General features: G+C 73.1%; 16 protein-coding genes. 7 read left to right on the top strand and 9 right to left on the bottom strand.

Annotation, left to right across the window (positions count from 1 at the left end; translation table 11 throughout):
- Positions 1-14 precede the first annotated feature (14 nt).
- The 5 genes from mmsA (at position 15) to ACQEV2_RS15280 (ending at position 8,519) form a co-directional block, all read left to right on the top strand.
- Complete coding sequence (mmsA, locus tag ACQEV2_RS15300) at positions 15-1,517, top strand: CoA-acylating methylmalonate-semialdehyde dehydrogenase (RefSeq protein ID WP_433040564.1); 1,503 nt, start codon at positions 15-17, stop codon at positions 1,515-1,517.
- A gap of 192 nt (positions 1,518-1,709) precedes the next feature.
- Positions 1,710-3,113 (top strand): APC family permease, encoded by a 1,404-nt coding sequence (locus ACQEV2_RS15295; protein WP_433040561.1) that lies wholly within the window; start codon positions 1,710-1,712, stop codon positions 3,111-3,113.
- Between the two features lie 186 nt (positions 3,114-3,299).
- Entirely contained in the window at positions 3,300-5,951 is a 2,652-nt protein-coding gene (locus tag ACQEV2_RS15290) for a CocE/NonD family hydrolase (protein WP_433040558.1), read from the top strand.
- Complete coding sequence (locus tag ACQEV2_RS15285; protein WP_433040555.1) at positions 5,948-6,811, top strand: ABC transporter permease; 864 nt, start codon at positions 5,948-5,950, stop codon at positions 6,809-6,811. Before ACQEV2_RS15290 ends, ACQEV2_RS15285 begins: the two co-directional genes overlap by 4 nt.
- A 148-nt stretch (positions 6,812-6,959) precedes the next feature.
- Positions 6,960-8,519: a YfbK domain-containing protein gene (locus tag ACQEV2_RS15280; protein ID WP_433040552.1), complete on the top strand. Its 1,560-nt coding sequence runs from the start codon at positions 6,960-6,962 to the stop codon at positions 8,517-8,519.
- A 16-nt stretch (positions 8,520-8,535) separates the two neighbouring features.
- Here the strand turns inward: ACQEV2_RS15280 and ACQEV2_RS15275 are convergent, their stop codons facing one another.
- Positions 8,536-9,141 carry a chorismate mutase gene (locus ACQEV2_RS15275; RefSeq protein ID WP_433040549.1) on the bottom strand — a complete coding sequence of 202 codons (606 nt, stop codon included), beginning with the start codon at positions 9,139-9,141 and terminating at the stop codon, positions 8,536-8,538.
- A 136-nt stretch (positions 9,142-9,277) separates the two neighbouring features.
- On the opposite strand from ACQEV2_RS15275, the gene ACQEV2_RS15270 reads away from it, so the two are divergent.
- Positions 9,278-11,197, top strand: coding sequence for an AMP-dependent synthetase/ligase (locus tag ACQEV2_RS15270; RefSeq protein ID WP_433040546.1), 1,920 nt, complete (start codon positions 9,278-9,280; stop codon positions 11,195-11,197).
- 124 nt (positions 11,198-11,321) lie between these two features.
- Complete coding sequence (locus ACQEV2_RS15265; RefSeq protein ID WP_433040543.1) at positions 11,322-12,590, top strand: glycosyl hydrolase; 1,269 nt, start codon at positions 11,322-11,324, stop codon at positions 12,588-12,590.
- On the opposite strand, the gene ACQEV2_RS15260 is transcribed toward ACQEV2_RS15265, so the two are convergent.
- Genes ACQEV2_RS15260 through ACQEV2_RS15225 form a run of 8 tightly spaced genes read right to left on the bottom strand, consistent with a single transcriptional unit; the run spans position 12,581 to position 22,080 of the window.
- Entirely contained in the window at positions 12,581-13,693 is a 1,113-nt protein-coding gene (locus ACQEV2_RS15260; protein WP_433040540.1) for a GNAT family N-acetyltransferase, read from the bottom strand. The genes ACQEV2_RS15265 and ACQEV2_RS15260 overlap by 10 nt on opposite strands.
- Positions 13,690-14,361: a lipopolysaccharide biosynthesis protein gene (locus ACQEV2_RS15255; protein WP_433040537.1), complete on the bottom strand. Its 672-nt coding sequence runs from the start codon at positions 14,359-14,361 to the stop codon at positions 13,690-13,692. Before ACQEV2_RS15255 ends, ACQEV2_RS15260 begins: the two co-directional genes overlap by 4 nt.
- Entirely contained in the window at positions 14,358-15,500 is a 1,143-nt protein-coding gene (locus tag ACQEV2_RS15250) for a glycosyltransferase (RefSeq protein ID WP_433040534.1), read from the bottom strand. The genes ACQEV2_RS15255 and ACQEV2_RS15250 overlap by 4 nt, the downstream gene beginning before the upstream one ends.
- Positions 15,497-16,288 (bottom strand): polysaccharide deacetylase family protein, encoded by a 792-nt coding sequence (locus ACQEV2_RS15245; RefSeq protein WP_433040531.1) that lies wholly within the window; start codon positions 16,286-16,288, stop codon positions 15,497-15,499. The genes ACQEV2_RS15250 and ACQEV2_RS15245 overlap by 4 nt, the downstream gene beginning before the upstream one ends.
- Positions 16,278-18,080 carry a murein biosynthesis integral membrane protein MurJ gene (murJ, locus tag ACQEV2_RS15240; RefSeq protein ID WP_433040528.1) on the bottom strand — a complete coding sequence of 601 codons (1,803 nt, stop codon included), beginning with the start codon at positions 18,078-18,080 and terminating at the stop codon, positions 16,278-16,280. The genes ACQEV2_RS15245 and murJ overlap by 11 nt, the downstream gene beginning before the upstream one ends.
- Entirely contained in the window at positions 18,077-19,471 is a 1,395-nt protein-coding gene (locus tag ACQEV2_RS15235) for an O-antigen ligase family protein (protein ID WP_433040525.1), read from the bottom strand. Before ACQEV2_RS15235 ends, murJ begins: the two co-directional genes overlap by 4 nt.
- A 6-nt stretch (positions 19,472-19,477) precedes the next feature.
- Complete coding sequence (locus ACQEV2_RS15230; RefSeq protein WP_433040522.1) at positions 19,478-20,944, bottom strand: exopolysaccharide biosynthesis polyprenyl glycosylphosphotransferase; 1,467 nt, start codon at positions 20,942-20,944, stop codon at positions 19,478-19,480.
- Positions 20,941-22,080: a glycosyltransferase gene (locus ACQEV2_RS15225; protein ID WP_433040519.1), complete on the bottom strand. Its 1,140-nt coding sequence runs from the start codon at positions 22,078-22,080 to the stop codon at positions 20,941-20,943. The genes ACQEV2_RS15230 and ACQEV2_RS15225 overlap by 4 nt, the downstream gene beginning before the upstream one ends.
- Positions 22,081-22,174: the final 94 nt, after the last annotated feature.

Below are 22,174 nucleotides of genomic sequence, written 5' to 3'. Positions count from 1 at the left end.
AGGAGTAACCGGTCATGACGAAGATCGTCAACCACTGGATCGGCGGCAAGGCCGTCGAAGGCGCGTCGGGCACGTTCGGGCCGGTCACCGACCCGGCGACCGGCGCGGTCACCACGAAGGTCGCGTTCGCCTCGGTGGACGAGGTGGACGCGGCGGTCGCCGCCGCCAAGGACGCGTACCTGACCTGGGGCCAGTCCTCGCTGGCCCAGCGCACCTCGATCCTGTTCAAGTTCCGGGCGCTGCTGGACGCCCACCGCGACGAGATCGCGGAGCTGATCACCGCCGAGCACGGCAAGGTGCACTCCGACGCCCTCGGCGAGGTGGCCCGTGGCCTGGAGATCGTCGACCTCGCGTGCGGCATCAACGTGCAGCTGAAGGGCGAGCTGTCGACGCAGGTCGCCAGCCGGGTGGACGTGGCCTCGATCCGGCAGCCGCTGGGTGTGGTCGCGGGCATCACGCCGTTCAACTTCCCGGCGATGGTCCCGATGTGGATGTTCCCGATCGCCATCGCGTGCGGCAACACCTTCGTACTGAAGCCGTCCGAGAAGGACCCGTCGGCGTCCATCAGGATCGCCGAGCTCCTCGCCGAGGCCGGTCTGCCGGACGGCGTCTTCAACGTCGTCCACGGCGACAAGGTGGCCGTCGACCGCCTCCTGGAGCACCCGGACGTCAAGGCCGTCTCCTTCGTCGGCTCCACCCCGATCGCCCGCTACATCCACACCACCGCCTCCGCCCACGGCAAGCGCGTCCAGGCGCTGGGCGGCGCCAAGAACCACATGCTGGTGCTGCCGGACGCCGACCTGGACGCGGCCGCCGACGCCGCGGTATCGGCCGCCTACGGCTCGGCGGGCGAGCGCTGCATGGCCATCTCCGCGGTCGTCGCGGTCGGCTCGATCGGCGACGAGCTGGTGGAGAAGATCCGCGAGCGCGCCGAGAAGATCAAGATCGGTCCCGGCAACGACCCGGCCTCCGAGATGGGCCCCCTGATCACCGCCGCGCACCGGGACAAGGTGGCCTCCTATGTCACGGGCGCGGCGGCCGAGGGCGCCGAGGTGGTCCTCGACGGCACCGGCTACACCGTCGACGGCTTCGAGGACGGCCACTGGATCGGCATCTCGCTCCTCGACAAGGTGCCGACCACGGCAAAGGCGTACCAGGACGAGATCTTCGGCCCGGTGCTGTGCGTGCTGCGCGCCGAGACGTACGAGGAGGGCGTGGCCCTCATCAACGCCTCGCCCTTCGGCAACGGCACCGCGATCTTCACCCGGGACGGCGGCGCCGCCCGCCGCTTCCAGCTGGAGATCGAGGCGGGCATGGTCGGCGTGAACGTCCCGATCCCGGTCCCCGTCGGCTACCACAGCTTCGGCGGCTGGAAGGACTCCCTCTTCGGCGACCACCACATCTACGGCAACGACGGCACGCACTTCTACACCCGCGGCAAGGTCGTCACCACCCGCTGGCCCGACCCGGCCGACGCCCCCTCCGGCGTCGACCTGGGCTTCCCGCGCAATCACTGAGGTTTTTTCGCTCGGCGCCCTGCGGTTCCCGTAGGGCGCCAAGACGCCTCATCCGACTGACCTCTGATGTTCAAATGATCAGCGAAAGCGCCTTGCGGCTACGGATTCCGTAGGTAAACAGGCATTGACGTGACGGTTTTCGTCGGGGTTCCATGCAGCCAATCCGCTGCCCGAGTCGATCGGAACCGCCGTATGACCGACACGCTCCGCCCTGTCGAGACCGCCGTCGTCGAGGCGCCCGACAGCCCCCAGAAGCTCAAGCGCTCGATCGGGGTCGTCGGCGGCACCCTGCTGACCATCTCATGCGTGACGCCCGCCTCCACGCTCTTCGTGGTCGTCCCCGATCTGTTCGGCTCGCTCGGCACCGCCACCGCCCTCACGATCGCCATCGGCTCCCTCCTCTGCATCGCCGTGGCGTTCTGCTACTCGGAGCTCGGCACCCTGATCCCCAGCGCGGGCGGCGAGTACGCGATGGTGTCCACGCTGGCCGGCCGGCTGGCGGGCTGGCTCGTCTTCGTCCTCTCCCTGCTGGTCGTCATGGTCGTCCCGCCGGTGATCGCGATGGGCACGGCCGACTACCTCGCCCCGATCGTCCACCTCGACCCGGCCATGACCGGCGCCGGCGTCATGCTGCTCGCCACCCTCGCCGGCCTGCTCGACCTGCGCGCCAACGCCTGGATCACCGGCGTCTTCCTGGTCCTGGAGGTCGTCGCGGCGGGCGTGGTGGCGGTGCTGGGCTTCGCCCACGCCGAGCGGGGCCCGGACAGCCTGGTCTCGATGCAGGTAGCCGGCGCGGACGGCGGCACGGACACCGTCACGGCCCTGCTGATCGTCTCCGGGCTCGCGATCGCCCTCTTCGTCACCCAGGGCTTCTCGACCGCGGTCTACCTCTCCGAGGAACTGGAGAACCCGCGCCGCAACGTCGCCCGCACCGTCCTCGCCACCCTCGGCATCTCCGCCGTGATCATCCTGGTCCCGGTCGTCGCCATCACCCTGGGCGCCTCGGACCTCGCCGAACTGACCGGCGGCGACATCAGCTCCATGGTCACCGCCTGGTCCAACACCGCGGTCGGCACCTTCGTCAGCCTCTGCGTGGCTCTCGCGATCGTCAACGCGGGCATCGTCATGGTCATCCAGAACTCCCGCGTCCTGTTCGCCTCGGCCCGCGACAAGGCCTGGCCCCAGCCGGTCAACACCGTCCTCGCCAAGCTCGGCCGCTTCGGCTCCCCCTGGGTCGCCACCCTCGCGGTCGGCGTCCCCGGCGCCGCCCTCTGCTTCGTCAACCTCGACACCCTGTACGGCGTCACCGGCGTCTCGGTGACCGGCATGTACCTGCTCGTCGCGGTGGCCGCGCTGCTGGCCCGCCGAGGCGCTCACAAGCACGGGCAGGCGTGGCGCATGCCGCTGTGGCCGGCGATGCCGCTCCTGCTGATCGTGGTCCTGGTGTACATCCTGAGCCAGCAGGAGACGGAGTACCTGCTGTGGACGGGCGGCATCACGGGGGTGGCGACCCTGTACTGGGCCCTTTACCTGCGCCCGCGCCGACACACACGCTGGCTGGTCTCCATACCGACGGACGAGCAGGCGCCCCTTTAGGGGCGCGGGGAACTGCGCGACCAGCCACCACGAACCCGCACCCGGCAGACCAGAGAACCGACCGAACTCTCGCCCGCCGTACCACGAACGCGGTAGACAAACCGCCCGCCGTACCCCCACGGAAGGGCCCGCGATTCAGCCCTCGGTCGATAACTGACCGACAGCTTCACCCCGTACCGTTGAAACATGGATCTTCGACTGTCCGGACTGCGAGGACGCGTACGGAGGCCGCGCCGGTGGATCGCCGCCGCGGCCTCCGTCGTCGTCCTGGCCGGTGCCGGTACATGGACGGCCGTCGCCGGCGACGACACGCCGCAGGTGCGCCGCGCCGACCGGGTCATGGACATGGGAGACGGGGTACGCATCGACACCTCGTTCTTCACGTCCGGCACTTCAGGCCGCCGCCCGGCCGTCCTGCTGGGACACGGCTTCGGCGGCAGCAAGAACGACGTACGACAGCAGGCCGAGAACCTCGCGCGCGACGGCTACGCGGTACTGACCTGGTCGGCCCGCGGCTTCGGCAGGTCGACCGGCAGGATCGGGCTGAACGACCCGAAGGGCGAGGTCGCCGACGTCTCCCGGCTGCTCGACTGGCTGGCGAAGCAGCCCCAGGTCGAGCTCGACAAGACCGGCGACCCGCGGATCGGCATGGCGGGCGGCTCCTACGGCGGCGCGATCGCGCTGCTGGCCGCCGGCCACGACGACCGGGTGGACGCCATCGCCCCGGCGATCACGTACTGGAACCTCGCGGACGCCCTGTTCCCGAACGGCGTCTTCAAGAAGCTCTGGGCCGGCATCTTCGTCAACACGGGCGGCGGCTGCGCAAAGTTCGAGAAGCAGATCTGCGCGATGTACGACCGGGTCGCCGAGTCCGGCACCCCGGACGCGCAGGCCCGCACCATGCTGGAGGCGCGGTCGCCGTCCGCCGTCGGCGACCGCATCAAGGTGCCGACCCTCCTCGTGCAGGGCCAGTCCGACTCCCTCTTCCCGCTCGGCCAGGCGGATCAGGCGGCGAAGGCCATCCGCGCCAATGGCGCCCCGGTCGACGTCGACTGGATCGCCGGCGGCCATGACGGCGGCGACATGGAGACGAGCCGGATCCAGGACCGTGTGGTGTCCTGGTTCGACCGCTACCTCAAGGACGACAAGAGCGCCGCCACGGGCCCGGCCTTCCGCGTCACCCGCACCGGAGGCGTCGACTCCACCGACGGCCAGGCCCAGCTGCGGGGCGCGAGTGCGGACGCGTACCCCGGCTTGGAGAGCGGTCGCAAGCCGATCCCGCTCACCGGCGGCGAGCAGAGCTTCGCCAACCCGGCCGGCGCCAACCCACCCGCCGTCTCCGCGCTGCCCGGCCTCGGCGGCTCCGGCGGCCTCGCCCAACTGTCCTCGCTGGGCGTGGGGATCTCCCTGGACTTCCCCGGCCAGTTCGCCGCCTTCCAGTCGGCGCCGGTCACCGACAACCTGCGCATCACCGGCTCCCCGAAGGCCACCGTCCACGTCAAGTCGACCAGCGAGGACGCGGTGCTCTTCGCCAAGGTCTACGACGTCGGCCCCGACGGCACCCAGCAGGTGCTGCCCTCGCAGCTGGTCACACCCCTGCGCGTCGAGGGCGCCGGGTCCGGCAAGGACGTGACGCTCACGCTCCCCGCCATCGACTACGGCATCGAGAAGGGCCACCGCCTGCGCCTGGTCCTCTCCTCCACGGACCTCGGCTACGCCTCCCCGGCCGCCCCGGCGACGTACACGGTCTCCCTGAAGGGCGACCTGTCGGTGCCGACGGCTCCCGGTGTGAGCACCGCCGCGGCCCTGCTGCCGTCCTGGGTGTGGTGGCTGCCGCTGACCGGCGCGGCCATCGCCCTGGCCCTGCTGCTGACGGCCCGCCGCCGCACCGCCACCCCCGCGCCCGACCCCGAGCTGGCCGAAGTCCCGCTGCAGATCACGGATCTGAGCAAGCGGTACGCGGGGTCGCAGGACCGTTACGCGGTACGGGACCTGTCCTTCCGCGTCGAGAAGGGCCAGGTCCTCGGCCTCCTCGGCCCGAACGGCGCGGGCAAGACGACCACCCTGCGCATGCTGATGGGCCTGATCACGCCGGACGCCGGTGAGATCCGCGTCTTCGGCCACGCCATCCGCCCGGGCGCGCCCGTCCTCTCCCGCGTCGGCGCCTTCGTGGAGGGCGCGGGCTTCCTGCCGCACCTGTCCGGCCGGGAGAACCTGGAGCTGTACTGGCAGGCCACCGGCCGTCCGCCCGAGGACGCCCACCTCGACGAGGCCCTGGAGATCGCCGGCCTCGGCGACGCACTGGCCCGCGCGGTGCGCACGTACTCCCAGGGCATGCGCCAGCGCCTGGCCATCGCCCAGGCCATGCTCGGCCTGCCGGACCTGCTCATCCTCGACGAACCGACCAACGGTCTCGACCCGCCCCAGATCCGCGAGATGCGCGAGGTGATGATCCGCTACGCGGCCGCCGGCCGCACGGTGATCGTCTCCAGCCATCTGCTGGCGGAGGTCGAGCAGTCCTGCACCCACCTCGTGGTGATGGACCGCGGCCGCCTCGTGCAGGCCGGTCCGGTCGCCGAGATCGTCGGCTCCGGCGACACGCTGCTCGTCGGCACACCCACGGCCGTGGAGGAGCCGGTCGTCGAGAAGGTCGCCGCCCTGCCGGGCGTGGCCTCGGCCGTGCGCACCGACGACGGGCTCCTGGTCCGGCTCGACGCCGACGGCAGCGCGACCCGCCTGGTCGCCGAACTCGTACGGCTGGAGGTGCCCGTCCAGTCGGTCGGCCCGCACCGCCGCCTGGAAGACGCCTTCCTCACCCTGATCGGAGGCTCCGCATGAGCACGCTCACCGAGCGCACCGAGGTCGCCTCCGGCTACCGGGCGGGCCGTACGCTGCCCCTCCGGGTCGAGCTGGTCCGCCAGTTGAAGCGGCGCCGGACGCTGGTCATGTTCGGCATCCTCGCCGTGCTGCCGTTCGTGCTGGTCGCCGCCTTCGCGATCGGCGGCGAGCCGGACGGCGGCGGCGACCGCATCACCCTGATGGACACGGCCACGGCGTCCGGCGCGAACTTCGCCGCGGTGAACCTGTTCGTCTCGGCGGGCTTCCTGCTGGTCATCCCGGTGGCCCTCTTCTGCGGAGACACCGTGGCGTCGGAGGCGAGCTGGTCCTCCCTGCGCTACCTCCTCGCGGCCCCGGTGCCCCGAGCCCGCCTCCTGTGGTCCAAGCTCGTGGTCGGCCTGGGCCTCAGCCTGGCCGCGATGGTGCTGCTTCCGGTGGTGGCGCTGGCGGTCGGTACGGCCGCCTACGGCTGGGGTCCGCTCCAGATCCCCACCGGCGGCTCGCTCGACACGGGCACGGCGGCGCAGCGCCTGCTGGTGGTCGTGGCCTACGTCTTCGTGTCCCAACTGGTCACCGCGGGCCTCGCGTTCTGGCTCTCGGTCAAGACGGACGCGCCGCTCGGCGCGGTCGGCGGCGCGGTGGGCCTGACCATCGTCGGCAACGTCCTCGACGCGGTGACCGCCCTCGGCGACTGGCGCCACTTCCTGCCGGCGCACTGGCAGTTCGCCTGGGCGGACGCCGTCCAGCCCCGACCCGAGTGGTCCGGCATGATCCAGGGCACGGCGATTTCCGTAACGTACGCCCTGGTCCTGTTCGCGCTGGCCTTCCGCGGTTTCGCCCGCAAGGACGTGGTGTCGTAGGTCACCGGAAGATCACCCACCGGTCTCGACAGGCGTCTGTCGTGCCCTCTTCGAGACGCATCCGCAACGCTCCGTAGCGCACGTTCCGGCCCCCCGGCCCGTCACAGTCACAACAAGTCGACGTCAACGGACCAAGGGGGCACGGACGATGGGGACGTACCGCATACGACGGCTGCGCGCCGCCCTGCTCGCACTCACCGCGGCGGGCGGCCTGCTGCTCACCGGCTGCAGCGCCGGGGACAGCGGGAGCAGCTCGGCGGACGGCAGCAAGAACGGCAACGGCTTCCCGGCTCCCGACCGCAACGGGACCGGCGGAACCGGCGGAACCGGCGGAACCGGCGAGCAGTACGACGGCGACGGCTCGGAGTCCCGCGAATTCGCCCCCGCCCCCGACCACCTCTCCACCTTCGCCCTGGACGTCGACACCGCCTCCTACGGCTACGCCCGCCGCACCCTCGCCGAGGGCCGCCTGCCCGACCCGTCGACGGTCCGCCCGGAGGAGTTCGTCAACAGCTTCCGGCAGGACTACGACCGCCCCGACGGCAACGGCTTCACGGTGACCGTGGACGGTGCCCGCACCGCGCGGGAGGACTGGTCCCTGGTCCGCGTGGGCCTGGCCACCCGCCCGGCCGAAGGCGCCGGCGAACGCCCGCCCGCCGCCCTCACCTTCGTCATCGACATCTCCGGCTCCATGGCCGAACCGGGCCGCCTGGACCTGGCCAAGGACTCCCTCGGCGTGATGACCGACCGCCTGCGCGACGACGACTCGGTCGCCCTCGTCACCTTCAGCGACGAGGCCGAGACGGTCCTGCCGATGACCCGCCTCGACGGCAACCGGGACGACATCCACGACGCGATCGACAGCCTGGAGCCCACGGACTCCACCAACCTCGGCGCGGGCGTGGAGACCGGCTACGAAACGGCCGTGGAAGGCCTGCGCGAGGGCGCCACGAACCGCGTCGTCCTGGTCTCCGACGCGCTGGCCAACACGGGGGACACCGACGCGGACACCATCCTCGAACGGATCTCCTCCGAGCGCCGCGAACACGGCATCACCCTCTTCGGCGTCGGCGTCGGCAGCGACTACGGCGACGCCCTGATGGAACGCCTGGCCGACAAGGGCGACGGGCACACGGCGTACGTCTCCACCGACGAGGACGCCCGGGAAGTCTTCTGCGACGACCTCCCGCGCAACATCGACCTCACCGCCCGCGACGCCAAGGCCCAGGTCGCCTTCGACCCCGCGACGGTCTCCGACTTCCGCCTCATCGGCTACGACAACCGGCAGGTCGCCGACGAGGACTTCCGCAACGACAGCGTCGACGGCGGCGAGATCGGCCCCGGCCACACGGTCACCGCCCTCTACGCCGTCCGCACCAGGCCCGGCACCGAAGGCCACCTCGCCACCGCGAGCGTCCGCTGGCTGGACCCGAAGACCCGCGCCCCGCACGAGGAGTCGGGCCGGCTGGAGACGGGCTCCCTGCACGACTCCCTGGGCGACGCCTCCCCGAGGTTCCAGGTGACCGCGACCGCCGCCTACTTCGCCGACGCCCTGCGCGACGGCGACGGCCGCTGGGGCTCCCTGCCCGGCGCGCCGGCCCTCCGTGACCTGGGCGAGCACGCCGAGGACCTGGCGAAGGAAACGGAGGACCAGGAGGTGCGGGAGCTCGCCGAGGCCATCGGCCGGGCGGACAGGATGAGGGACTGAGGTACGGGCCGGCGGCTCAGTCCGCGCAGACGGAGGGCAGCGCCCGGACGAGCCCCTCCACATGGAGCGCGTCCAGCTCATGGCCGTACGCGGCCCGGACGGCGGCGATACCCAACCGAGGCTCGCAGGACGGCGACGTCCGCAGCCGCTGGGTGGCCTTCAGGGTGTCCAGCAGTTGGGTGGTGATGCGGTCGAGTGCCGGGCGGACCTCCTTGACCAGGTCAGGGCGCTCGGTGGGCCGCTCCTCGGGACGGGCGTCCCAGCGTGCGTACAGCGCGCGCTGCACCAGCTTGTTGGCCTCTATCTGGTCCCGGAAGACGGCCTTCACCGCGTCCGGATCGAGGCCCAGCCCGGTCGCCCGCGCGGCGACGTCGTCCAGGATCTGCTGCTCGCGCACCGGGTCGTCGATGGGCTTGTCGGTGCCGTACTTGGCGGCGGCGACCTTGTCGGCGAGCAGGAGCCGCTCGGCGAACAGGTCGGTCAGCGCGGTGAGTCCGGGGACGACGGAGGCCGCCCGAACCGGAGCCGCGGTGTGTGCGGCGGCCGGTGCGGCGCCGGCGAAGGACACGGCCGCGGCGGCGCAGACGGCGACCAGGGCGGACCGGAGACGTCGGGGATACACGGGTTTCCTTCCGTGGGGGACGGTCGTACAGCAACGTACAGAGGCACACACCTTCACCACGTCCCGACCCATTGACCTTCCCTTACGCGTGAGTAAGTTGACTCTCCAGTAAGTCCAACTGGCACCGGGAGCCGTCATGGGCGTACGCAAGGATCTGAAGCGGGCGAAGCAGCGCACCGACCTGATGGGCCGCATCACGGTCGAGATCGTCAAGGACGCCGAGGGCGTGGTCCGCGAGGCCCGCACCCCACCCCTGGCGCCGCGGGCCACCACCTGCACCACCGCCGACCTCCCTTACACCAACGCGGCCGAGGCCCCGGACGCCGTGGTGCTCCGCCGCAAGCGGGGCACCACCTGGCACCCCGTCACCGCCACCGCCTTCGCCCGCGAAGTCACCGCCGTGGCCAAGGGGTTGATCGCGGCCGGCCTGGAGCCCGGCGGCCGCGTGGCCGTCATGTCCCGCACTCGCTACGAGTGGACGGTCCTGGACTTCGCCATCTGGGCCGCGGGCGGCCAGACCGTCCCCGTCTACGCCACCTCCTCCGCCGACCAGGTGGAGTGGATCGTCCGCGACTCGGGCGCCCGTCACGTCATCACGGAGACGGACGAGAACACGGAGACGGTGACGACAGGCACAGCCGGCCACCAACAGCCCCCGCGCATCTGGCAGTTGGACGCGGAGGCCCTCACCGAACTCATCGCCCTCGGCCATGACCTCCCCGACGACGAGGTCACCAAGCGCCGCGCCGCCCTCACCCCCGACACCATCGCCACCGTCTGCTACACCTCCGGCACCACCGGCCAACCGAAGGGCTGCGTCCTCACCCACGGCAACCTCCACGCCGAGGCCGCCAACACGGTCGAGCTGCTGCACCCCATCTTCAAGGAGGTCACCCGTCAGACAGCCTCCACCCTGCTCTTCCTCCCGCTCGCCCACATCCTCGGCCGCGCCCTCCAGATCGCCTGCCTGATGGCCCGCATCGAGATCGGCCACTGCCCCAGCATCAAGCCCGACGAACTCCGCCCGGCGCTCAGGGAGTTCCGCCCGACCTTCCTCGTCGGTGTCCCGTACCTCTTCGAGAAGATCCACGACACCGGCCGCGCGACCGCCGAGAAGATCGGCCGCGGCGCCTCCTTCGACCGCGCCGACCGCATCGGCGTCCGCTTCGGCGAGGCGTACCTGAACAAGTTCCTCGGCACGGGCAAGGGCCCCGGCCCCGGCCTCCACGCCGCCTGGGCCCTGTACGACCTGCTGGTCTACCGCCGTATCCGCAAGGAGCTCGGCGGCCGCATGCGCTACGCCATCAGCGGCGGCTCCCCGCTCGACCGCAACCTCAACCTGTTCTTCTACGCCGCCGGAATCATCGTCTACGAGGGCTACGGCCTGACCGAGACGACGGCCGCCGCCACCATCGTCCCGCCGCTGAAGCCCCGCCCGGGCACGGTCGGCCAGCCCGTCCCCGGTACCGCGGTCCGCATCGCGGACGACGGCGAGGTGCTCATCAAGGGCGGCATCGTCTTCGGCTCGTACTGGAACAACCCGGCCGCCACCGACGCCGTGCTCCAGGACGACTGGTTCGCCACGGGGGACCTCGGCTCCCTCGACGAGGACGGCTACCTCACCATCACCGGCCGCAAGAAGGACATCCTCGTCACCTCCGGCGGCAAGAACGTCTCCCCGGCCGTCCTGGAGGACCGCCTGCGCAGCCGCCCGCCGATCGGCCAGTGCCTCGTCGTCGGCGACAACCGTCCCTTCGTCGCCGCCCTGATCACCCTCGACCCCGAAGCGGTGGCCCACTGGCTCGCCGTACGCAAGCTGCCCGCCGACACCCCGATGGCCGACGTGATCCGGGACCCCCGGATGCGCGCCGACGTGCAGAAGGCCGTCGACTACGCCAACGAGGCCGTCTCCCGGGCCGAGTCGATCCGCGCGTTCACCCTGGTCGAGGGGGAGTTCACCGAGGACAACGGCATGCTCACCCCGTCCCTGAAGGTCAAGCGGCACGCCGTGACGGCGGCGTACGCGGACGAGATCGAGGCGCTGTACGGCAACTGAGGGTCCGTTCGGGAACTGACGGGCGGTCGGGCAGCCGAGGTCCGTTCGGCCGCACTCAATTGGTGCAATGAGCCCACATATGACTACGTATCACTAACGGAAGGAGCTGCACCAAGGAGGATGCATGGCCCCTCACCCTCGCCGGTCCGCCCCCAGAGGACTGGCGTTCATCACCGCCGGAGTGGTCGCCGCGGCGGCCCTCGCTCCCGGCACGGCCTTCGGGGCCGACTCCGCATCCCACCCCGACCCGCGGCGCCCCGCGCCCGCCGCGCCCGCCACGCACGCCCCGTACAGCCCCGCGTTCGGCGCGTTCCTCCACTACGGGCCCGTCGGAGTGCAGCGCATGGAGCAGCTCGGCCGCTGGCTCGGCGGGCACGAACTGCGCGTGGGGCACACCTATCTGCCGGGGGACGTGTGGGAGAACATCGAGGGCGGGCACGGCTTCCTCGACAGCTGGGCCCAGTGGCGGCGGGCCAAGCCGGACCGGCTGCTCGTGCTCAACGTCCCGATGATGGAGCGCAACGAGGACGACCTCCCCGACCGGGCCGTCAGACGGCTGCTGCGGCGCGGCGCGTCCGGCGCGTTCGACGACCACTTCGAGACGCTGGCCCGGCGGCTGGTCCGCCTGGGCGTGCCGGACGCGGTCATCGTGCTGGGCTGGGAGATGAACGGCATCACCTACACCCACCGCTGCGCCCCCGACCCGGACAGCTGGAAGCGGTACTGGCAACGCATCGTCACCGTCATGCGCTCGGTCCCCGGACAGAAGTTCCGGTTCGACTTCGCCCCGAGCCGGGGCATGGACACGATTCCCTGGCCGGAGTGCTATCCCGGCGACGACTTCGTCGACATCATCGGCATGGACGCGTACGACCAGCCGCGCGGCCTCAGCTTCGACGAGCAGGTGTCCGAGCCCTACGGCCTGCGGCACCACGTGGACTTCGCACGCAAGCACGGCAAGCCGATCTCGTACCCGGAATGGGGCCTGTTCCGCAACGGCGACAACATCAGGTACATGCTGCGCATGCTCGCGTGGATGGACGAGCACCAGCCGCTGTACAACACCATCACCGACTACTGCCCGCACGGCGTCTGGCTGTGCTCCGACAACCCCCGGGCCTCCGCCCTGTACCGCGCGCTGCTGTCCACCCCGCTCCTGCCACGGCCGGAACCGGGGCCCTCGGTCCCCGTCCCGGCCGTGCCCACGGCCCCCGTCGGCCCGGACCAGACGAACCCGGCCCAGACGAAACCGGACCCGAAACCGGCGGCGACGAAACCGGCGGCCATGCCCTCCGAGCTGCCCCGCTGCACACCGCTGGACCTCGCGAACCTGATCGAGCGCCAGAGCGGCAAGCTCACCGTCTGCCTCCAGTGGGCGGAGCGCTACCGGTGATCCGCGGGGCCGGGGGTCCCGCGCAGGACCTTCTTGGCCCTGTGCCGCGCGGTCGCCTCGCCGGCCGCGACGGCCAGCAGCGGGAGGGTGCGGCGCCGGGCCAGCAGGAAGCGCTGGTTGGGGACCGCCTCGGGGTGCCAGCGGTACTTGTACGGTTCGTCGCCGCGGAGCAGGCTCAGCACCCGCTGCCCCCCGCCGGACGCGAGGTGCTCGGTGGAGGCGTGCAGCAGCATCGCCGCCACGTCCACCTTCCGGTCCCGCAACTCCGGGTGGAAGCCGTACAGATACGTGCCCGCCATCCCGTCCGACAGCAGATTCAGATTGACCGCCACCACCGCCCCTTCGAGCAGGAACTCCGTCACCGCCGCCCGGCCGGAGCGGGCCATGGGGACCACGGACCGGACCAGGTGCTCCAGGAACCGCGGCCGCACGTGCTCCGCCGACATCTTCCGGTCCTGCCACTGCAGCCGGTGCAGTTCGAGGAGCCGGCGCAGCGCGGCCTCGGTCTCGTCGTGGTGCACGACCCGCCATTCCACGCCGATCCGGGCGAGCAGGTTCAGCTTGTTGCGGACCCGCCGGGCGTGCCGTGACGACAGCCGCAGGACCAGCTGGTCCAGGGGCACGGCGGGCAGCTCCAGGCACACCGAGTCGCGCATCCGGTGACGCGGGCCCCGCCAGCACAGGTAGACCCGCTCCATCGCACCGCCCGGCCGCACCTCACGGAAGTCGATCAGCGCCGTGCGGGCCAGGTCGGCCAGTGCGTCCGCCAACGCCCCGGCGCCCGGCGCGGCCACCTCTTCGTCGATGAGCACATCGCACAGGTCGGTGATGGTGCCGCCGACCGGCACCAGCGCCGGCACCGGGCGGTGCACGCCCATCAGCGGCGCCGCCGCCACCAACTCACCGTTCCTGCGCACCAGGACCAGCCGCAGCCTGCCCGGTCTGCCGTACGACAGCCACCACGAGTGCAGCCAGGCATGGCTCTGGAACGGCGTCGCCGACGGGCATGCCCGGTACAGCCGTTCCCACTCCCCGGCCAGCTCCGCGAAGGCGCGCTCCTCGGTGCACACCTCCACCGAGAGGGCGCGGGCCGATGCGGTCACCCGCGTGTCCCCTGGGCATCGGCGGCGCCTGCCGGGCCGGGCACCGACGCCCGGCCCAGGTCGTCGCCCTCCTGCTCCGTGGCCCGCCGCGGCCGGGCCAGCAGCGCGAGGCCGCCCAGCAGACCTCCGGCGCTCGCGCCCACCAGCGAGATCAGCGCCGGGGACGCGGACGACGGCTCGGAGGGTGTCAGGGCACGGGCGAGGCGCTCCAGCCGGACGCCGGTCCGGTCCTGGGTGTGGCCCGCCTGTGTGATCAGCGCCTGGGACACGGCGTCGGCCATGTCGACGGCCCGGCCGGGGCTCGACGACGTCGCCGAGACCGCGACCATCGGCGCGTCCGGCGAGGTCGCGACCTCCACGCTGTCGCGCAGCGTCGACACCGGCACACCCGCCCACACCTGCGCGTCCCCGAGCACCGCGAGCTGCGGGGCCACCCGGCCGTACGCCTGTGCGAAGCCGAGCGCGTCGGTGCAGTCGGACTCGGTCCTGCCAGTGGGCACGGCGACGACGGAACTCGTCGCCGTGTACTCCGGCGGCTTGAACTGGCCGTAGGCGCCACCCGCCACGGCACCGAGCAGCGCGCCGGCCGGCAGCCACCCCCACGAGGGCAGCCGCTTCAGGCGCGCACGGTCGAACAGCGGGGCACGACGAGCGGGGTTGTCCGTCATGAGGAACTCACTTCCGAAGTCGAGCCGGACACAGCGGCCGTGTACAGATCCATCAGCTGCCGGGCGGTGCACGCGATGTCGTAGCGGCGGACGACCTCCGGGACGGTCCGCTCGCCCGGTCCCGCCGCCCGCAGCCGCAGCACTTCCCGCGCGTACGCCCCGGCGCCGCCCGTGACGCGCCGCGCTCCGGGCGCGGCGTCCGGCGGCAGGTCCTCGACGGCCGGACAGCTCGCGTACAGCACGGGCAGCCCGGCCGCCAGCGCCTCCACCACGGCCAGGCCGAAGGACTCCTCCGGCGACGGCGAGGCGAGGACGTCCATCGCGGACAGCAGGGAGACCAGACCGGGCGCCTTGTCGCCGGGGTCGGGCTGATACGGCCGCTCGCCCGTCAGCACCACCCGCTCCGCGAGGCCGAGATCCCGGGCGGTGCGCCGCAGCGCCTCCTCCTCGGGCCCGCCGCCGACCAGCAGCAGCCGTACGTCGAGGGGCAGCAGGCCCAGCGCCTGCACGAGCAGGTGGAAACGCTTGCCCGGGGCGAGGCGCCCCACACCCCCGACGACGAACGCGTTCTCCGGCAGCCCGTGGAACGCCCGCGCCTCCCTGCGGCGCAGCTCGTCGAAGCGGAACCGGGGGGCGTCGATGCCGTTCGGGATGACCCGGATGCGCTGCTCCGGCACACCCCAGTGCCGCAGCCGGTCGGCCACCGTCGGCGAGACGGCCACCGTGGCGCGGCCTAGGCGCTCACCGGCCAGGTACAGCGCGCGGACGCCCGCGTTGAGCGGCCGGCCCTCCAGCCGGGTCTCGCCGATCGAGTGCTCGGTGGCGACGACGGCCTCGACTCCCGCGAGCCGCGCCGCGATCCGGCCGTAGAGACAGGCCCGGTACAGATGGGTGTGGACGAGGTCGTAGCCGCCGGCGCGGATCAGCTCGATCAGGCGGGGCAGCACGCCGAGGTCGCGGTTGCCGCCCATCCCGAGATGCGTGACGCGGACACCGTCGGCGGTCAGGCCCTCGGCGACCGGTCCGGGGTTGGTCAGCGCCGCCACGTCGCACTGCGCGGGCAGGTGGCGCAGCAGCAGGCGCAGTTGCTGTTCCGCCCCGCCGACGCCGAGTCCGGTGATGATGTGCAGTGCCTTCACGATGCCTCCAGAGCACGGCCGTAGACGCGGGCCAGACGCCGCTTGAGCTCCAGCCGCACCGAGGTGTCCACCTGGCCGACGTGGATGCGGGGCAGCGCGAAGTCCCCGGAGCCGGCCGGACCGGGGGCGGTCGAGCAGGCGTAGCGGTAGCCGGCCCGGCGCACGGCGGCGGCGGCACGCTCGTCGAGACGGCCGTACGGGTAGCAGAAGCCCTCGACGTCGTCGCCGGTGAGGGCGGCGAGCCGGCGCCGGCTGTCGCTGACCTCGGTGTGCAGGACGTGGTCGGGGGCCCTGGTCAGATCGAGGTGGGTCAGCCCGTGCGAGGCGATCTCCATGCCCGCGGCCAGGGCGCGGCGGATGCCGTCCTCGTCGAGCAGCGGCTTGCGCGGGCCGATCGGTTCCCAGGTGTTCTCGCCGCCGAGCATCCCGGACAGCACGAACACCGTGGCGGTGAAACCGCGGCGGCGCAGCAGGGGCAGGGCGGTGGTGACGAAGTCGGCGTACCCGTCGTCGAAGGTGAGCCCCACCAGGCCGCGCTCCGCGCCCCGGGCGCGCGCCGCGAGCAGCTGCCGGACGCTCACTCCGCGCAGGCCGCGGTCGGCCATCCAGGTGAGCTGCCGTTCCAGGCGCGCGGGCGTGACGGTGATGTTGAACGGGTCGTCCGGGCAGTCCGAGACCGAGTGGTACATGGCCACCCAGGCGGCGGGGCGCCGCTTCGGACGTCCGCCCCCGGCCGGTTCGGGTTCGGGTGCGACCGCGCGCGGCGCGGCGGAGATGTCAGCGACCATGGCTCAGCTTTCGTGTGAGGGAGCTACGGACGGAGTGCGTGACGCACAGCAGGAGGGCGCGGGCGTCCGCCGCGTCGAGGAGCCAGGCCAGCAGCAGGAAGACGGCGGTCACGCAGACGCAGCAGGCGGCGACGGACGCCGCGGGCGAGGCGAACAGCCCCGCGCACACCAGCCCGGCGCCGGCCGCGACGACGGCCGCGCCGACCGGCCGGGCCAGTTCGGCGACGACGCGGCGGACGCGCACGGGCACACTGCGCGGGCCCAGGCCGTGCAGCAGGAGCAGCGCCGTCAGGGTGATGCCGGCCGCGTTGGCCGCGGCGATGCCGGGCGCGCCCCAGGGGCCCACGGCCCAGGCGCTGATGACGACGGTGACGAGCGTGCCCACGCCCATCGCGCCCAGCGGGTACCAGGTGGTCCGGCCGGCCGAGAAGTACGACCGCACGAGTGCCCCGACCAGCGTGTGCCCGAGCAGCCCGGCCGCGTACACCCGCATGACGGCGGCGGTCGCGGCGGAGTCCTGCGCCGTGAACGCGCCGCGCTGGAACAGCAGTTGGACGATCTGCGGCGCACACGCCACGACCACGGCCCCGCCGAGCAGCACGAGGCACGCCATCAGCAGCAGATCCCGCTCGACCCGGTCCCTGGCCCGGCGCGTGTCGCCCTCGGCGATGGCCTGCGCCACCACCGGGAAGGTGACGATGCACACCATCAACGACAGCGACATCGGCAACTGGGCGACCTTCTGGGCGTAGTTGAGGTGCGAGATGGCACCGGCGGGCAGCCCGGAGGCGAACCAGCGCTCGATGAGGACCTGCGACTGCCGGCACAGGGTGAACAGCACGACTGCGCAGACCAGGCCGAGCGCGAGGGCGCGGTCGCCGTCTGCGCCGTCTGCGTCGTACGTGGACGCGGGCGGGTCGGGCCGCCCGGCGATCCGCCGCCACAGGGACGGGGCCTGTACGGCGGCCATGAGGCACCCGCCGAGCGCGACCCCGAGCGCGGCGGACCGCACGCCCCAGTGCTCGGCGAGGACGACCATCGTGGTGATGATCGCGATGTTGTACGCGATGTAGATCGCGCCCGGGGCGAGATAGCTGCGGTGAGCACGAAGCGCCGCGCTGCAGTACCCGGCCAGCCCGAAACTCAGCACGCAGGTCGCGGTCAGCCGGGTGCAGGACACGGCCAGGGACGGGTCGGACAGGCCGGGCGCGAGCGCCGAGACCACCAGCGGCGCCCCGGCCGCGAGCAGGGCGGCCGCGCCGGCGAGGACGAGGCACAGCCGCGGCAGCGAGGCGGCGACCAGCGCCTGCACAGGATCGGGCGACCCGGCCCCGCACGCCGCCGCCCGCCGCGCCAGCGCCACGCTGAACGCGGGCACCAGCACGAACGCCATACCGTCCTCGATCAGCAACGTCGACGCCATCTCCGGCACCGTCCAGGCCACCAGAAACGCATCGGTGTCCGCCCCCGCCCCGAAGAGATGCGCAAGCGCCTGATCCCGCCCCAGCCCGAGCAGCGCCCCGGCCATGGACAGAACGGCGGAGAGGAGGGTCGCCCGGGCGAGGAAGCGGGCCGAGGGGGCGTGCGTGCGTCGGGCGGCTGCGGGGATGGGGGAGTTGCCGAGTGGGGTCGGGGCTTCTGGGGTGGGTGGGCGGGTGGGGTGGCTGACGACCGGGTGCGGGTGGGTCATGCGGGCCGCGTGGTCGGGGTGGCCGGCTTCGACGGGCGGCAGGCCGTCCGTGCCGGACGCGGGTCCGGGAACGTCCCCGGTCGTCGTCGGACGGGGCCTCATCGCAGGCCCGATTCCGCGGCCGGGGCCGCCGTTTCCTCGGGGGACAGCGCCCACCAGGCGGCGAGGCCGAAGCAGACGGCCGTCAGCACGGTGGAGGGCCCGCCGATGTCCGCGTACAGGAAGTTGACGAGCTGCCACACCAGCAGCCCGCACACTGGGAGCGCGCAGTCCCGGGCGCGTCCGCTCCGCCGCAGCCGGCGCAGTGCGCACACCAGCAGGGCCAGCCAGCCGCCCGCCACCGTGAGCAGGCCCAGCAGGCCCTGCTCGCTGAGGATCAGCAGGTACATGTTGTGCGGGGAGAGCAGCGGCCGGCGCCGGAAGGCCTGGCCCGCTCCCTCCGTGTCGCTGCCCGACGACAGCGCGAGCGAGGCATGCCCGTCCCGGTGCGCGGGGAAGGCCTTCAGCCCCACGCCCGTCACCGGATGCTCACGCCACATGCCGGCCGCCGCGGCCCACATGGTGTACCGGTCGACGACCGACTGGTCCGGCGCGTCGGCGACCTGAGTGATGCTGGTCAGCCGCTCCTGAAGCACCGCGGCGCCCACCCCGAACCCGCCCACCAGCACCACGGCCGCCGCGACCGCCGCCGCGAACACCGTCGCCGCGCGCCGCACCCCGCCCATCAGCAGCTGCACCGCGCAGGCCACCGCCGTGGCGATCCAGGCACCCCGGCTGAAGGACAGCGCGAGCGGCACGAGCAGCAGCAGCGCGCATCCCGCCGCCACGACCCGCTGCCGCGGCACCCGCGCCCCTCGGGCCTGCTGCGCACGTTCCGCCCGCCCGGCGATGCCTGTCCCGAGGGCCAGCCCGGTCGCGGCCACGACCCCGAGCGCGACCACGGTCGCCATGCCCATCACGTCGGACGGCCCGAACGTGCCCACCGCCCGGATGTCGGCCCCCTGATACGACGCCCCGGTCCCGGTGAGGTACTGGTGCACCCCGACGGCCCCCTGCCACAACGCGAGGCCGACCAGCGACCACAGCAGCAGCCGGGCGCCCTTGCGGTCGCGCACCAGCAGCAGCACCGCGACCGGGACGAGCACGAACACCTGCAGATACCGGGCCAGTCCGGTGATCGCGTCCCCGGCCGTCATCGCCCCGGCCGCGGCGACCGCGATGCCCACCACGGGCAGCCCGAGCACGACCGCAGCCGTCCGCGTCAGCGGTCGCCGGGCCCGCCGGACGGTGTCGACGACGGCACCCAGCACAACCAGCCCCGACGCCGCGTCGGCAGGGGTCGCGCCGCCGTCCGGTGCGGCCGGCAGCCCCAGCAGGACGACGACCGCCACGACCGGCAGCACGGACAGGACGGACGGGACGACGGCGGCCCGGCGCAGCGGCGCCGACCGCGGCGGCACGAACGGGGCGGAGGCCGCCGAGGGAGTGCTCACCGGCGCTCAGCTCCCCGTCGGCCGTACGAACTGGGCCGCCGTGCGCAGCAGGATGCAGACGTCCTGCCACAGCGACCAGTTGTCGATGTAGGCGTTGTCGTAGCGGCACCGGTCCTCGATCGAGGTGTCGCCGCGCAGCCCGTGGATCTGCGCGAGCCCGGTGATCCCGGACCGCATCCGGTGCCGCGCCGGATAGCCCGGGTGGGCCTGGCTGAACTTGGCGACGAAATAGGGCCGTTCGGGCCTCGGGCCGACCAGGCTCATGTCCCCGCGGAAGACGTTCCACAGCTGCAGCAGCTCGTCCAGCGAGGTACGGCGCAGGAAGTGGCAGAAGCGGCTCATGTCCTGGTCGTCCGCCACGCTCCAGCGGGTGGCCGCCTCGTGCGCGCTGGCGGGCCGGTGGGTGCGGAACTTCAGCATCGTGAACGGGCGCCCGTCCTTGCCGATCCGCTCCTGCCGGAACACCACGCCCGGTCCGTCCATGACCCGCAGCGCGAGCGCGCACACCAGCAGCACCGGGGAGGCCAGCACCAGCAGCGAGCCCGACAGCACCACGTCGAGCACCCGCTTGCCCACGCTGCCGTGCCGCCGTCCGCCGCCCGGACCCAGCACCCTGCGCGAGAAGCCGGCCAGCTGCCCCGCCCGCTCAAGGCGCCCGCCGAGGCCGTACGACGCCGGGTCCGCCTCCAGCTCCCACAGCACGCACCCGTACGCGGCGAGCCCCTGCAGCAGGGCGGCCTGCTCCACCCGGGTGGCGGGCCCGACCACGAGCACCGTCTCCACCCCGTTCTGGACGATCGCCCGGCGCGCGGCCGGCGCCGTGGTGAGCACCGGCAGCCCGGGTTCGCCGCCGGTGTCGCCGAGGATCTCGGGGGCGTCGGCGACGAGCCCCACCGGACGGACCCCGCAGCCCGGGTCGCGCAGCAGCGCGGCCGCGACACGCCGGGCCGTGGCGGCCGGACCGACCACGAGCGCGGGGGACGGCCGGCGCCGCAACGCCCGCCGCCGGTGACCGTGCACCGCCGCGCGGCCCGCGCAGGCCGCCCCGCAGTGCACGGCGACCGCGACGACCAGCACGGTCACGGGAAGCGACCGCAGCGGGGAGAGCGCCACGACGACCGCCCAGCCGACGGCGATCCGGCCACAGACGGCCGGGAGTTCGTCGAGCATCCCGGGCACGACGGAGGTGTCGTACAGCCAGGCCCGCCGGTTCAGCGCGAGCACTCCGAGGACCAGCAGGGTGAAGACCAGCGGGTATCTGTGCGGCGCGGGCACCACCAGGACGGCCGGCAGGACGGCGCCGCCGTCGACGAGCCACAGGAACGCCGGGGAGGTCCGCCGCGGACGACGGGCCGCCCGCCCGGCGGACGGCCGGCGTCGGGGGGCGAGGCCGCCCGGGGCGGGAACGGAGAGGGCGCCCTCGGGCGCCCGCTGCTGCCCCGCGGCCGAGGCAACGGTACTTTCCGCGGTCATGTGGTGATGCACTTCCTGCCCTCGTCGGGTACGGCAGGCGTGGCAACGCCGCCGAGCAACTCGCGATACACGTCGGTGACTGCGTCCGTGACCTGTCGCAGGCCGTGGGCCCCGAGCACGTGCGCACGGCCCTGTGCGCCCAGCGCCCCACGCAGCGTCTCGTCCCGCAGCAGCGCGGTGAGCGCCCGGGCCAGCGCACCGGGATCCTCCGGCGGCACCAGGCAGGACGGCGGATGACCGGGCGGAAGGCTCTCGCGCGCCCCGTCCACGTCCGTGACGACGACCGGCCGGGCGCACGCCATGGCCTCCAGCGGGGCGAGCGCCATGCCCTCCCAGCGGGACGGCAGGACCACGACGTCGGCGCCCCGGTACCAAGGGGCGGCGTCGGACGCGGCACCGGCGAACTCCACGGACGCGGGTGCACCGGAGCGCAGCCGCTGCGCGTCCGGGCCGTCGCCGACCAGCACCAGCCGCGCACCGGGCACCCGCCGCACCACGTCCGGCCAGGCCGCCAGGAGCACGTCCTGCCCCTTCTGGCGGCACAGCCGGCCCACGCACACCACGAGCGGACCCGGCCCGGACCGCGCGCCCTCCCCCTCCGGCCGGAACCTGTCGGTGTCCACACCGTTGGGGACCACCCGCCACGAGGCGGCGATGCCGCACCGCTGACCGGTACGCCGCTCGGCCTCACTCACGCACAGCACACGCGTCGCCCACCGCGCGCCGAACCGCTCCCACACCAGGGCCAGTTGCGCGACGACGCCGTCCGCGGCCTCGAACGACCAGGCGTGCGGCTGAAAGACGGTCGGCAGACGGCCGTGCACCGCGAGCCGGGCCGCGAGCCCTGCCTTCGCACTGTGCGCGTGCACCAGGTCCGGCCCCACCTCGCGCACCAGCCGCGCCAACCGCCGTACCTCACCGGGGAGTCCGAGCCCCGGGGCGCGGGTGGCGTCCCAGCGCAGCACCGTGCAGCCCCGCGCGCGCAGGGAGTCCGTCAGCGTGCCACCCCCGGGACAGGCCACCGTCACCCGCATCCCCGCGGCGAGCTGCGCCGCCACCAGGTCCGTCACGACCCGCGCGACACCGCCCTCGACGGGCTGCGCGACATGCAGGATGTGCGGCGCGGAAATGCGCATGATCGAGGCTGCCCTTCCGAGGAAAAGAGTCCGAACCAGCAACACGATGTGTGGCTCGCGTTCCCGACCACTTATCCATGTTTATCTGCCAAAC

The organism is Streptomyces sp. CA-251387 (assembly GCF_050936625.1).
In the GTDB taxonomy this organism is placed as follows: domain Bacteria; phylum Actinomycetota; class Actinomycetes; order Streptomycetales; family Streptomycetaceae; genus Streptomyces.
Note: the sequence above shows the minus strand (reverse complement) of the source record. Positions and strands in the feature narration are given on the sequence as shown.

Coding starts and splice junctions, on each gene's coding strand:
- mmsA (WP_433040564.1), top strand. CDS start 15: ATGACGAAGATCGTCAACCACTGGATCGGCGGCAAGGCCGTCGAAGGC.
- murJ (WP_433040528.1), bottom strand. CDS start 18,080: ATGAGGCCCCGTCCGACGACGACCGGGGACGTTCCCGGACCCGCGTCC.
- ACQEV2_RS15280 (WP_433040552.1), top strand. CDS start 6,960: ATGGGGACGTACCGCATACGACGGCTGCGCGCCGCCCTGCTCGCACTC.
- ACQEV2_RS15265 (WP_433040543.1), top strand. CDS start 11,322: ATGGCCCCTCACCCTCGCCGGTCCGCCCCCAGAGGACTGGCGTTCATC.
- ACQEV2_RS15290 (WP_433040558.1), top strand. CDS start 3,300: ATGGATCTTCGACTGTCCGGACTGCGAGGACGCGTACGGAGGCCGCGC.
- ACQEV2_RS15255 (WP_433040537.1), bottom strand. CDS start 14,361: ATGACGGACAACCCCGCTCGTCGTGCCCCGCTGTTCGACCGTGCGCGC.
- ACQEV2_RS15245 (WP_433040531.1), bottom strand. CDS start 16,288: ATGGTCGCTGACATCTCCGCCGCGCCGCGCGCGGTCGCACCCGAACCC.
- ACQEV2_RS15295 (WP_433040561.1), top strand. CDS start 1,710: ATGACCGACACGCTCCGCCCTGTCGAGACCGCCGTCGTCGAGGCGCCC.
- ACQEV2_RS15270 (WP_433040546.1), top strand. CDS start 9,278: ATGGGCGTACGCAAGGATCTGAAGCGGGCGAAGCAGCGCACCGACCTG.
- ACQEV2_RS15230 (WP_433040522.1), bottom strand. CDS start 20,944: ATGACCGCGGAAAGTACCGTTGCCTCGGCCGCGGGGCAGCAGCGGGCG.
- ACQEV2_RS15225 (WP_433040519.1), bottom strand. CDS start 22,080: ATGCGCATTTCCGCGCCGCACATCCTGCATGTCGCGCAGCCCGTCGAG.
- ACQEV2_RS15285 (WP_433040555.1), top strand. CDS start 5,948: ATGAGCACGCTCACCGAGCGCACCGAGGTCGCCTCCGGCTACCGGGCG.